The sequence below is a fragment of the Streptomyces bluensis genome, from assembly GCF_014650715.1.
Taxonomy (GTDB): Bacteria; Actinomycetota; Actinomycetes; order Streptomycetales; family Streptomycetaceae; genus Streptomyces; species Streptomyces bluensis.
Map to the genome: position 1 here is coordinate 56,257 of NZ_BMVM01000021.1, position 11,831 is coordinate 68,087.

The window sequence follows — 11,831 nt, forward strand, 5'->3', positions numbered from 1 at the left end:
GGGGGATCTCGGGCACTGCGCACCAACGCCCCGACCGTTAAACCAGTGTTTCGCTGTCGTACGAGGAATCAGATGCCAGGCACCCGGGACCGGCGGACACGTCATCGGTCCGCCTCTCGCAAGAATCTCCGGTTCTCGTTCGTCGTGCCGTTCGTCGTGCCCGCAGTCCTCGCCACTGGTGTGTGGGGCTACACGGCGGTCGGACTCGTCGACGAGCAGATCCAGCTGCTGGCCGAGACGGACCGGGCGTCCGCCGTCGCCGGTCCGGCACAGGAGCTCATCACCCGGCTCCAGGAGGAGCGCCGTCTCACCGCCATGTGGCTGGCGAGCCGCGGCGGCGCCACCCGCGCGGAGCTGGACGAGGCCCGCGAGAAGACGGATGCCGCCGTCGCCTCGTACCAGACGAAGTCCTCCTCCGGGCTGGACACCTCGGCGTTGACGAGCGCGGGCGGGAAGCTCGACGAGGCGCTGGACAAGCTGATCGAGCGCCGGAAGGCGATCGACGAGGCCCGCCTCAACAGCGCCGGCGCCTTCCAGTACTTCACCGGCGCCGTCACCAACGGCACCGACGTGATCGCCGCCGCCCTGGACAGCGACGACGCGTCCCTCGCCCAGGCGGGCACCGCCACGACGGCCGTCATCCGGCTGACGGAGATGCTCTCGCGCGAGGACGCGCTGATCTCCGGCGCGCTGCCGTCGCGGCAGATGAGCGAGACGGTCCGCGCCCAGTTCCTTCAGTACCAGGCGGTCCAGCGGGAGTTGCGGGCCGCGCTGACCGCCCGTGACCTGCCCGCCGGCGGGGCCGCCTCCTACGGGGAGATCACCGACAGCCGCCAGTGGGCATCGATCGGTGCCGTCGAGGACGCCGTCACGGGCGCCCGCGGCACGGAGCTGCCCCGGCCCGCGCCGTCGTGGCCGGACGCCGCCGGGACCGTGGTCGGCGACCTGCAGACGCTGGGCGCCGACTCCGTGCGCGGCGTGGGCGACTCCGCCTCCGACCGCGCCGGGGACCTGCTGATCGGCGTACTCCTGGGCACCGCGGCCACACTGGCCGCGCTCGTCGCCGGCGGGCTGCTGGCCCTGCGCGGCCACCGCTCCGCCATCGACCGGCTGGCCGAACTCCAGCAGAAGACCGAGGAACTGTCCGGTGTCTGGCTGCCGCAGGTGCTGGCCCGCATCGAGCGCGGCGAGCGCATCGAACCGCAGTCGCTCGCCCACCAGGCCCACCCCTCCGCCGACGAGATCGAGCGGCTCGGCGCGGCCATCGACCACCTCGGCCGCGTCGCCGCCGACACCGCCGTACGGCAGAACCTCGGCCGCGAGGGCACCGAGAAGGTCTTCGCGCAGCTCATCCGCCGTACGCAGATCCTCATCCACCGCCTCATCTCGCTCCTGGACGACCTGGAGCGCAAGCACGAGGACTCCGACCTGCTGAAGGACATCTTCAAGGTCGACCACCTCGCCACCCGCGTCCGGCGGCACGCGGAGAACCTCGTGATCCTCTCCGGCGCCCCGCCGAGCCGCCGGATGACCGCGCCCGTCTCCATCACCGACGTGATGCGCAGCGCCGTCGCGGAGACCGAGGCGTACACCCGGGTCAAGGTGAAGAACCTTCCCGCGGACCGGCGTCTGGCCCTGACCGGCCGGGCCGTCGCCGACGTGACCCACCTGCTCGCCGAGCTCATCGAGAACGGCACGAGCTTCTCGCCGCCGGAAACGCAGGTGTTCATCAGCGCGACGAAGGTGGCCAAGGGCCTCGCGGTGCATGTCGAGGACCACGGCCTCGGCATGCCGGAGGAGATGCGCGAGAAGGCCAACGAGTTGCTCGCGCACCCGCCCAAGCTGGACATGACGGCGCTGGGCGAGGACCCGCGCCTCGGCCACTTCGTGGTGGCCCGGCTCGCCGAGCGGCACCACATCAAGGTGGAGCTGCGCGAGTCGGTGTACGGCGGCACGCTCGTCGTCATGCTGCTGCCCTCGGACCTGCTGGAAGAGATCGACTCGCCGGTCCTGGACCAGCTGAAGTCGGCCGCCGCGACGGTGAACCAGGTGCAGGCGCCGAGCGAACGCACCGGGATCGGCGGGGCCGACACGGCGGACACCGACGTGCCCCCGGCGGTGGCCGAGACCGCGCTCGCCGGCGTGGGCGCCGGGGCGGGCGAGATGACCGCCGGTTCGACGGTCGTCGCCGCCCCCGGCGGTGACGTACTGACGCACACACGGATGCCGGACTACAGCGGGTTCCCCGACTACGGCGGTGCGGGTCTGCTGCCCCCCGCGGCGGACAACGGCGCCTCCGGTCCGACGGCATGGGCCGCCCCGCAGGAACACCCCGTTCACCACGCCGAGCCCGGCTACGGCCATCCCGCGGAACGGGGCGTCCCCGCCGGTGCGGAGGCCACGGCCGGAGCGGGAGTCGGTGCCGGACTTGCTGCCGGTGCGGGGTTCAGTGGTGGAGCAGGGCTCAGCGGCGGAGCGGGACTCAGCGGCGGAGCGGGACTCAGCGCGAGTGCGGGCACGGGAGTCGGCTCGACGTCGGTGTCCCGTGGCGCGGGTGTCGACGCCGGTGCCAGAGCCTCGGCTCGCGGTACCGACGCGCGGCCGGCCGGCGAGCCCCACAGATCCGCCCCCACCCGTGGCTCGGTCCCGGCGCCCGCCGCGAACCCGGCGTCGGCCTCCGGTTCCCTGAGCACTCCCACGGTCCTGCCGCAGCGGACCCGGGGAGCCAGCCTCGCCCAGCAGCTGCGCAAGGAGGCGGACCTCCAGCCCGGCGGCGAAAAGGGGGAGGCCGGGCTCTCGCCCGACGCGTCGGCCCGTGCCATGGTCGCCATACAGCAGGGCCTGAAGCGGGCCCGGATCTCCGACGACACCGACGACCGGGAGGCATCACGGCCACAGCGCGACCCCGGCGCCCTCTGACGGGCGCCACAAGCGCCCCCACGACTTGGCGCTCTCCCCGACGCGCCACCTGACCGGCGCACCCAGGCGCCAACTAACTGTGAGGAACATTCAGGAATGACTGAGCAGGTACACTCCGGTCCCCAGCTGGACTGGCTCCTGGACGGGCTGGTGGAACGGATACCGGAGATCCGCTGCGCCGTCGTACTGTCCGGGGACGGCCTCCTCATCGGCAAGTCACGGGACATCCGCCGCGACGACGCGGAGCACCTCTCCGCGGTCGGCTCGGGCATGCACAGCCTCGCCCGGGGTGTGGCACGCCACTTCCACGGCGGAGAGGTCCAGCAGACGGTCATCCAGATGGATCGGGCGTTCCTCTTCGTCACCGCGGCCGGCCAGGGCGCGCGGCTCGCCGCCATCGCCTCCGAGGAGGTCGACGTCGGGATGATGGCCTTCGAGATGGGCACGCTGGTCAAGCAGGTGGGCAAGTACCTGTCCGCCGCGCCCCGTGTGCAGGCCCCGGCCGGTTACGTGCAGGATGCGTGAACCCCGTTGGCTCGACGATGAGCAGGCCGGGCGCCATGTCCGTCCGTACGCCATCACCGGCGGACGGACGCGCCACAGCCAGCACAACTTCACCCTCATCACGCTGGTCGTCTCACGGCATGACCACGAGTGGGACCACGACCACCTGGAACCGGAGTCCATGGCGATCCTGGCACTGTGCCGGGATCGCGCGGTGGCGGTGGCCGAGATCGCCGGCAACCTGGACCTGCCGGTGAGCGTGGTGAAGGTGCTCTGTGGGGACCTCCTCAACGGCGAGCTGATCATTGTCCAGGCCCCGCCCGCGCTGAGCGAGCAGCCGAGCGTGGAACTCATCGAAAGGGTGATGGATGGTATCCGTCGGCTCTGAGCAGGTCATGCCGACCGCATTGAAGATCCTCATCGCGGGCGGATTCGGCGTGGGCAAGACCACCATGGTGGGCTCGGTCAGCGAGGTCGCGCCGCTGGAGACCGAGGAGCGGATCACCGCGGCGAGTGTCGGGGTCGACGACCTGGCGGGTGTGGAGAAGAAGGTCTCCACGACGGTCGCCATGGACTTCGGACGGATCACCATCTCCCCCGAGCTGGTGCTCTACCTGTTCGGTACCCCCGGCCAGGACCGCTTCTGGTTCATGTGGGACGACCTGTCCACGGGCGCCCTCGGGGCCGTGGTCCTGGCGGACACCCGCCGCCTGGACGCGTCGTTCGCCTCGATCGACTTCTTCGAGGCCCGGGACATTCCCTTCGCCGTGGGCGTCAACTGCTTCAACGGCCGCCGTGAGGCCAGCGCCGAACAGGTCCGCCAGGCCCTCGACCTGGACCCCTCCACCCCGGTCATCCTCTGCGACGTCCGTGAGCGGAGCTCCAGCAAGGCGGTCCTCCTCGCGGTCCTTGAGGCGGCCCGGGCCCAGGCGGCGGCCCGCCTGGCGACCACCGGCCACTGACCACTGACACCTGTCAGGTCCGCGACTCCCCGGCCCTGGCGAGGAGTTCGTCCCGCCTGATGGGGTCGGTCAGGGTGGCCGGGACGGTGCAGGCGTGGGCGCCGGCGATGGCGCCGTAGAGTCCGCACCGCCGCGGGGACTCACCGGAGAGGTGGCCGAAGAGATAGCCCGCGGCGAAGGCGTCACCGGCGCCGTTGGAGTCGATGATGCGGGCCGCGGGAGTGACGGCGGGGATGTGGGTGAGCTCGCCGTCGGCGAGCTGGTACGCCCCGTCGGCGCCGGCCGTGGCGACCACCACCCGGGCGCGACCGCGGTCGGCGATCTCCCGCATGGTCCTCTCCGGGTCCGTCAGCGCGGCGACCGACACGAAGACGAGGTCCGCCGCGAGCGCGAAGGGCTCGTGGTAGGGGTTGACGCCGTCCCAGTCGTGCAGGTCGGTCGAGATCGTCACCCCTGTTTCCCGCAGCAGCGGCAGGGCGTGGGCGCAGGGGTGCGAGAGGGACACATGGACGTGGCGGGCGGCCTCGGCAAGGGCCCGGACGGTGTCCTCCGGCAGCCGGTCCGCGTCCCGGGTGCGGGTGCTGTCGTACAGCGAGAGCCGCCGCCCGTCCGGGGCGACCAGGTTCACCGCGCGTCTGGTGCCGCTGGGCAGGGGGACCGCGGTGAACGGAATCCCCCGCTCACGGTGCAGCGCGCGGACCAGGTCGCCCTCGTGGTCGTCGCCGATCATGTCGAGGTGGTGTGTCCCGAGGCCCAGCGCGTGCACGCCGGCCGCCAGGAAGTCGCCGGTCTGGCCCGCCCGGGTCTCGATCGCGGGCACCATGTAGCTGTCGGCGAACGGGAGCGGCAACTCGGGGACGTACACGATCGTGTCGACCCCGGCTCCGCCGAGAACGAGGACGTCGATGCCGTCCGCGCCCTCTGCCCCGGCTCCGCTGTCCGAGGTGCCCGCTCCCCCGCCCTGCTGCTTGATCACGGGCCAAGGGTACGGCGGGGACGGTCAGTTCGGGGAGCCCGCCGACCAGTACGGTGCTGCCGGCGCTGCACTGAGAACCATCCACGATGGGAAACAGGAGGGGATGGCTGTGTCCGACAACGGATGGCCGGCCGACCGGATGGACACCGAGAACGCGCACTCGGCGCGTATCTACGACTACATCCTCGGTGGCAAGGACTTCTACCCCGCCGACCAGGAGGCGGGCGACGCCATGGCGCGGGAGTGGCCGGCCCTGCCGGTCCACATGCGCGCCAACCGCGACTGGATGAACCGTGCCGTGCGCCGGCTCGCCGAGGAGGCGGGCATGCGCCAGTTCCTCGACATCGGCACGGGCATCCCCACCTCGCCCAACCTCCATGAGATCGCCCAGTCGGTGGCGCCGGAGTGCCGGGTCGTCTACGTGGACAACGACCCGATCGTGCTCACCCTGTCCCAGGGCCTGCTCTCCAGCACGCCCGAGGGGAAGACGGCGTACATCGAGGCCGACTTCCAGGACCCGGAGGCCGTCCTGAACTCTCCCGAGGTCCGGGAGACCCTCGACCTGGGCAAGCCGGTCGCGCTGACCGTGATCGCGATCGTCCACTTCGTCCTGGACGAGGACGACGCGGTCGGTATCGTGCGCCGTCTCCTGGAGCCCCTTCCCTCCGGCAGCCACCTCGCGATGACCATCGGCACCGCCGACTTCGCGCCCAAGGAGGTGGGCCGCGTCGCCCGCGAGTACGCCGCCCGGAACATGCCGATGCGGCTGCGCACGATCGACGAGGCCCACGAGTTCTTCGAGGGCCTCGAACTGGTCGAGCCGGGCATCGTCCAGGTCCACAAGTGGCACCCGGACGGCATGGGCGAGCAGGGCGTCCGGGACGAGGACATCGCGATGTACGGGGCGGTGGCCCGCAAGCCGTAGCGCACCGCCCCCGACGCGGCGCGGGCGGCCCGGGAGTCCTGGACCGCCCGCCGCCGTGCGTCGGCGCGCCGTACGTCGGCGCGAGCCGTATGTCAGTCCAGGCCCGCCGACTTCAGCCAGGCCTTGGCGACGTCCAGGGGGTCCTTGTTCTCCAGCTGCACCTGGGAGTCCAGGTCGAGCAGCGTCTTGGTGGTCAGCTTCGCCGAGACGGCGTTGAGCGCGTCGACGCCCTCCTGGGGGAGGCCGGACTTGTGGACCAGCGGTGTCACGTTGGCGAACCCGAAGAGGTTCTTCGGGTCCTGAAGGACCACGAACTTCTCCTTGATGATGGTCGGGTCCGTGGTGAAGAGGTCCGCGGCCTGCACGGTGTTCTTCTTCAGCGCCGCCTGGGTCAGGGGGCCGCCCGCGTCGAGCGCCTTGAAGGACTTGAACTCCAGGCCGTACTCCGACTTCAGGCCCACCAGGCCCTGGTGGCGGGTCTGGAACTCGGGCGAGCCGCCGATGACCAGGTCGGGGGCGGCGTCCTTGAGGTCCGCGAGGGTGGACTCGGAGGTGAGGCCGTACTGCTTCGCGGTCTGGGCGTTGACCGTGACGGAGTCCTTGTCCTCGGCGGGCGACGACTGAAGCAGCGTCAGCTTCGGGTCGAGCTTGCCCTGCACGGCGGCGTTCACGGCCTCGGTCGACTTCTGCTCGGCCGTCTTGTCCAGGTACGCCAGCAGCGAGCCGTTGTACTCGGGCAGAACCGTGATGGAACCGTTCTTCAGCAGGCCGTAGGTGGTCTCGCGGCTGCCGATGTTCGGCTTGTACGTGACCTTCATGCCCTTGGCCTTCAGGGCCTCGCCGTAGATGTCGGCGAGCAGGATGCTCTCGGCGAAGTTGTTGGAACCGACGACGACGGTGTCGCCGGAGGCCTTGTCGTCGAGCGGGTTGTCTGCCTGGTCACCGGAGGAGCCGCACCCTGCCAGCAGGGCCGTGGTGGCGGCGAGCGCGACGGCGGCGGCACCGGGGTGCCTGCGGAGGGACCTGCGGCGGGGAGGGGTAGAAGTCACGATTCCGTTCCGGACTGGGAGGCGGGGGGACACGTGCGTGATGGTCTTGTCCTGATCCAATCCACCCGGATCCAGATGCGTCAAGAGCAACCAGATCACCGATTCGACACCGATTCGCTTCGACTATTACCCAATTGTGATCGATGGTGAGCCTGTTGAGACGCTAGTCTCACCTGGGCCGACATCGGGGCACGTTGGCGGAGGACGACGCCGGAGTCGCCTTGCAGCCCCTCTGCGAGGTCGGTTCCCTTTCTGGCTGTATGCTCCCGTTCCGCTTCGACGAACGGCCAGATCCGGTCAAGAACGGTCACGTAAGGCTTTCGTGCGCCATGTGACGCCCATTAAGGAGGCCTGGTGTCCACGAACGAGGCGGGCACGACCTCGCCCGAGCTCCCGGCACCGCGGAACCGCACGGGCGGTGTCCTCCGTATCCGTGGCTTCGCCGACCGGTGGCCGTTCCGGCGCAAGCTCAACATCCTCGTCGGCGTGCCGCTCGCGGTGGTCGCCGTGCTGCTCGCGTACCTCATCACCGACCAGGTGGGGCAGGCCCGCGACGCGGCCGCCGCGGCCCGGCTGGTCCGTGACAGCGTGCAGGTGGCGGTGCTCGTGGACCGTGTGGAGGTCGAGCACCAGCAGGCCATCCTGCTCTCCGTGCGCCACGAGGCCGACCAGAACGACGCGGGACCCTCACTGGCCTCGTACCGCAAGGCCCAGGCGGCCCTGGACGCCCAGGTGGAGAAGGTGCGCGACACCTTCGGCGACCGGCTCCCCGACACCGAGGCGCGGGCCCTGAGGGAGATCGACGGGCTGGACGACCTGCGCCGCACCATCGAGTCGGGCTACACCCCGGCCGACAACATCGATCCGGCGTACATCAGCGCCACCAAGAGCGTCATCGACGGTCTCGGTCTCGAACACAACGCCGCCCTCGCGGCCACCTTCACCGGCAACCTGCTCGACTCGCTGCTGCACGCCGACGCCGCCCACAGCGCCTTCGAGACCAGCGTCTTCTCCGCCCGGACCGGCGACAGCAACGCACTGATCGAGTTCATCAACGCGGTCAGCTTCGACGAGCAGTACGCCTTCCAGTCCGACCGCTTCAGGCGGTTCGCCACCGAGGCCCAGTCGGACGAGCTGAGCGGGGTCAGGTACAACCCCTCGCAGGCCACGATCCTCCAGCACTACGCCGAGTTGCAGATCGACCCCAGCGGGCTGCAGGCCGAGTCCCCCGCCGAGATCCGCCGGGCGTTCACGACAGCGCTGGACTCGTATCCCGTCTACCGCGACCAGGCCGAGAGCCGGCTGAAGATCACCACCTCGCTCATCGGCCAGATCGCCGACGGCGCCGACCACGCCTCCGAGACCGCGTACGAACGGGCCATCGGGCTGCTGGGGTTCGCGCTGCTCGGCTTCGTCTGCTGGCTCGCGTTCTCAGTGGCGGTCCGCCGCTCGGTGGTCATGCCGGTGCAGGCCCTGACCGGGGCCGCCCGCGAGGTGGCCGACGTCGCCGGACGCGAACTGGCCCGCGTGGCCGACGACGACGACGAGGACGCGGGACCGCCGCGGCTGCGCGAGATGCCGGTCACGGCGCGCGACGAGATCGGCGAGCTCGCCGGGGCGTTCAACCGCGTACAGACCACCGCGGCGGCGCTGCTGGAGCGGCAGGTGCTCAGCCGGCGCAACGTGGCCGAGATGTTCGGCAACGTCGGACGCCGCGTCAGCAACCTGACAACCCGTCAACTCTCGCTCATCGACGCGGTCGAACGCGGAGAGACCGACCCGGCCCTGCTCGAACGCCTCTACTCCATCGACCACATCGCCGTCCGGCTGCGCCGCAACGCGGACAGCCTGATGCTCCTCGCCGGCATCCGCGAGACCGTCCTGGACTCCGGACCCGCCTCCCTCACCGATGTCGTCCGCGCCGCGCTCGGCCAGATCGAGGGCTTCCAGCGGGTACGGCTCACCGCCCGGACCCAGGTCATGGTGGAGCCGGACATCATCGGCGACCTGACCCTGATGGTGGCCGAACTCCTGGAGAACGCCGTCTCCTTCTCCCCCGCCGACAGCCAGGTGGAGGTGGGCGTCAGCAGCACCGCCGAGGGCGCGCTGATCGAGGTCGCCGACCACGGCCTCGGTATGAGCCCCGAGCGCCTCGCCGAGGAGAACGCCCGGCTGGTCCGGCGCGAGCGCCTCGACCTGGTGCCGACGAAGGTCCTCGGCCTGTTCGTGGTGGGCACGCTGGCGCGCCGCTGGGGCATCGAGGTCACCCTGGCCCGCACGGTGGGCGGCGGCCTGACCGCCTTCGTGACCGTCCCGACGTCACTGCTGCTGACCATGAGCCCGGTGGGAGTGGAGGCCGCGGCTGCCTCCGGCAGTGCCGGAACGGCCGGCAAGGGTGCCGGCTCCCCGGAGCCCTCCGTACCCTCCGGGCCGTTGCCCTCCACCGTCGCACCGCCCGGGGCCGCCGACGCCGGGCACCCCGCCCCGCTCCCCCACCGGGTCCCCCGCCGTGCCCCGGAGCCCGCCGACGGACCGCCGCCCCGGCCCGGACAGGAGCCGTCCGCAGAGCTCCCGTTCGTCCCCGGGCCCCGGAGCGGCGACACCGCCCCGGCTCCCCGGGATGCCGCGAAGGAGGCGTCCAGTGGATCCGCCCGGCCCCTGCGCCGCCGTGTCCGGGGCGCCACCCTCCGTACGGCGAACACCTCCGGCCACGCTGTGCGTCAGGCGGCACGCCCGGCCGACGCGGAGGCCGTCCGGTCACAGATCGAGGAGTTCGAGGCCGCCGTCGAGCGCGCGCACCGCGACGCGGCGGCGGCCACCGACGCGGCCACGGGCCCCGTGGGTACCACCGCACAGGACCAGTCCAGCCGGGATCGCCGGCACCACCAGAACGACCTCCCGGAAGGAGCGGAGCAGTGAGTACGTCGACAGGTGACACTCAGGCGGGAGGGGCCGAGCCGGCCGACCTCCAGGCCGCCGCGGCTGACTTCACCTGGCTCCTGAACCGGTTCGCCACCGAGACCGCCGGCGTGGTCGACGCCATCGCCGTGTCCTCCGACGGGCTGCTCATCGCCGTGTCGCAGAAGCGCGAGCACGCCGACTCCGAGCGCCTGGCCGCGATCGTCTCCGGTATCACCAGCCTGGCCGCCGGCGCCTCCGGCAACTACGGCCTGGGCGGCCTGAACAAGGTCATCATCGATCTGGAGGGCGGCCATGTGCTGGTCTCCGCGATCGGCAGCGGTGCCGTGCTCGGTGTGGTCACCGACAAGGAGGCCAAGCTGGGCAACATCGCCTACGAGATGACCCTGTTCGCCAACCGTGCCGGTGCCGCGCTCAGCCCCCAGCTCGTCCTCGAACTGAAGAACAACGTCGGGGGCGCGGCGATGCGCTGACCGCTGACCACCCGGTCGCAGGAGTCGCTGGAATCGCTGGAGTCGCAGGAGGAGGGGGACACCCATGACGGACGGCTTCACGGGCCCGGACGGTGCCACCGTCGGCGCGGCCTCCGCCGTGCGGCCGTTCCTGCTCACCCAGGGCCGGGTGGCGGGGTACGCCTCCGGCAGCGCGATCCCCGTCGAGGCCCAGGTCGTCGCCACCACCGCGGGGATCGACGCCCTCGACCGGCTCACCCTGGAGCGGCACGACATCATCGCCGCCTGCCGGTGGCCGCAGTCGGTCGCGGAGATCGCGGCCAGGCTCAGGCTTCACCTGAACGTCGTCCGCGTCCTGGCCGAGGACCTCTGCGCCGAGGGGCAGTTGACGGTGCATGTGCCGCGCCCCGGCGCCGCCCGCGACGCATCCGTTCTGCGAAAGATCATCGATGGTCTCCGCGCCATCCCCGACTCCCGGGGGGTACTCCGTGACTCCGACTGAACCGGCCACCCGCCCCACCCCGGTGCCGGCGGCCGCCGTACGACCACCGCTGCCGGTCAAACTGGTGGTGGCGGGCGGCTTCGGCGTGGGCAAGACCACCACCGTCGGCTCGATCTCCGAGATCGAGCCGCTGACCACCGAGGCGGCCATCACCGAGGTCGCGGCGGGCGTGGACGACCTCACCCACACCCCGGCCAAGTCCACGACCACCGTCGCCATGGACTTCGGCTGCCTCACCATCGACCCGACGCTGAAGCTGTATCTGTTCGGTACGCCGGGACAGGACCGGTTCGGCTTCATGTGGGACGACCTCGTCGAGGGCGCCGTCGGCGCGCTCGTCATCGTCGACACCCGGCGTCTGGACGACTGCTACGCGGCCGTGGACTACTTCGAGCACAAGGAGATCCCGTTCGCGGTGGCGGTCAACGCCTTCGACGGCACGGTGGAGCACACCCTGGACGAGGTCCGCTGGGCGCTCGACGTCGCCGAGGAGGTCCCGGTCGTCGTGTTCGACGCCCGCGAGCGCGGCTCGGTGCGTGACGCGCTGCTCGTCGTCCTCGAACTCGCGCTGGCCCGCACGGAGGCGTGACACGGGCGCGGGGCCGCCGGCGGTCATGCGCACA

The 11,831-nt window shown here is 71.4% G+C and carries 11 protein-coding genes; 9 read left to right on the top strand and 2 right to left on the bottom strand.

Features of this window, described 5'->3' with window-relative positions; translation table 11 throughout:
• Nucleotides 1-72 precede the first annotated feature (72 nt).
• The 4 genes from IE262_RS33990 (at nucleotide 73) to IE262_RS34005 (ending at nucleotide 4,385) form a co-directional block, all read left to right on the top strand.
• A complete protein-coding gene (locus IE262_RS33990) occupies nucleotides 73-2,919 on the top strand; it encodes a sensor histidine kinase (RefSeq protein ID WP_189879155.1) in 2,847 nt (948 codons plus the stop codon).
• Nucleotides 2,920-3,015: 96 nt separating this feature from the next.
• Nucleotides 3,016-3,444: a roadblock/LC7 domain-containing protein gene (locus tag IE262_RS33995; RefSeq protein ID WP_134028670.1), complete on the top strand. Its 429-nt coding sequence runs from the start codon at nucleotides 3,016-3,018 to the stop codon at nucleotides 3,442-3,444.
• Nucleotides 3,437-3,811: a DUF742 domain-containing protein gene (locus tag IE262_RS34000; protein ID WP_134028672.1), complete on the top strand. Its 375-nt coding sequence runs from the start codon at nucleotides 3,437-3,439 to the stop codon at nucleotides 3,809-3,811. The genes IE262_RS33995 and IE262_RS34000 overlap by 8 nt, the downstream gene beginning before the upstream one ends.
• A complete protein-coding gene (locus IE262_RS34005) occupies nucleotides 3,792-4,385 on the top strand; it encodes a GTP-binding protein (protein ID WP_134028674.1) in 594 nt (197 codons plus the stop codon). Before IE262_RS34000 ends, IE262_RS34005 begins: the two co-directional genes overlap by 20 nt.
• Before the next feature lie 13 nt (nucleotides 4,386-4,398).
• Here the strand turns inward: IE262_RS34005 and IE262_RS34010 are convergent, their stop codons facing one another.
• The gene (locus IE262_RS34010; RefSeq protein ID WP_189879246.1) at nucleotides 4,399-5,292 is read right to left on the bottom strand and encodes an adenosine kinase; all 894 of its coding nucleotides are present in this window, start codon (nucleotides 5,290-5,292) and stop codon (nucleotides 4,399-4,401) included.
• Nucleotides 5,293-5,470: 178 nt separating this feature from the next.
• Between IE262_RS34010 and IE262_RS34015 the strand changes: the two genes are divergently transcribed.
• Nucleotides 5,471-6,286 (top strand): SAM-dependent methyltransferase, encoded by an 816-nt coding sequence (locus IE262_RS34015; RefSeq protein ID WP_189879157.1) that lies wholly within the window; start codon nucleotides 5,471-5,473, stop codon nucleotides 6,284-6,286.
• 92 nt (nucleotides 6,287-6,378) lie between these two features.
• Here the strand turns inward: IE262_RS34015 and IE262_RS34020 are convergent, their stop codons facing one another.
• On the bottom strand, nucleotides 6,379-7,335 hold the full coding sequence (locus IE262_RS34020; protein ID WP_189879159.1) for an ABC transporter substrate-binding protein: 957 nt from the start codon (nucleotides 7,333-7,335) through the stop codon (nucleotides 6,379-6,381).
• Nucleotides 7,336-7,689: 354 nt separating this feature from the next.
• On the opposite strand from IE262_RS34020, the gene IE262_RS34025 reads away from it, so the two are divergent.
• From IE262_RS34025 to IE262_RS34040, 4 genes are all read left to right on the top strand, one after another.
• Nucleotides 7,690-10,254: a sensor histidine kinase gene (locus tag IE262_RS34025; RefSeq protein ID WP_189879161.1), complete on the top strand. Its 2,565-nt coding sequence runs from the start codon at nucleotides 7,690-7,692 to the stop codon at nucleotides 10,252-10,254.
• A complete protein-coding gene (locus tag IE262_RS34030; protein ID WP_134028682.1) occupies nucleotides 10,251-10,727 on the top strand; it encodes a roadblock/LC7 domain-containing protein in 477 nt (158 codons plus the stop codon). The genes IE262_RS34025 and IE262_RS34030 overlap by 4 nt, the downstream gene beginning before the upstream one ends.
• Before the next feature lie 64 nt (nucleotides 10,728-10,791).
• Nucleotides 10,792-11,208 (top strand): DUF742 domain-containing protein, encoded by a 417-nt coding sequence (locus tag IE262_RS34035; protein ID WP_134028684.1) that lies wholly within the window; start codon nucleotides 10,792-10,794, stop codon nucleotides 11,206-11,208.
• Complete coding sequence (locus IE262_RS34040; protein WP_189879163.1) at nucleotides 11,195-11,797, top strand: GTP-binding protein; 603 nt, start codon at nucleotides 11,195-11,197, stop codon at nucleotides 11,795-11,797. The genes IE262_RS34035 and IE262_RS34040 overlap by 14 nt, the downstream gene beginning before the upstream one ends.
• The last annotated feature ends 34 nt before the right edge of the window (nucleotides 11,798-11,831 follow it).

Bases quoted from the DNA above. Each gene is read 5' to 3' on its own strand.
- IE262_RS33995 (WP_134028670.1), top strand. From the start codon at position 3,016: ATGACTGAGCAGGTACACTCCGGTCCCCAGCTGGACTGGCTCCTGGAC.
- IE262_RS33990 (WP_189879155.1), top strand. From the start codon at position 73: ATGCCAGGCACCCGGGACCGGCGGACACGTCATCGGTCCGCCTCTCGC.
- IE262_RS34000 (WP_134028672.1), top strand. From the start codon at position 3,437: ATGCGTGAACCCCGTTGGCTCGACGATGAGCAGGCCGGGCGCCATGTC.
- IE262_RS34035 (WP_134028684.1), top strand. From the start codon at position 10,792: ATGACGGACGGCTTCACGGGCCCGGACGGTGCCACCGTCGGCGCGGCC.
- IE262_RS34005 (WP_134028674.1), top strand. From the start codon at position 3,792: ATGGTATCCGTCGGCTCTGAGCAGGTCATGCCGACCGCATTGAAGATC.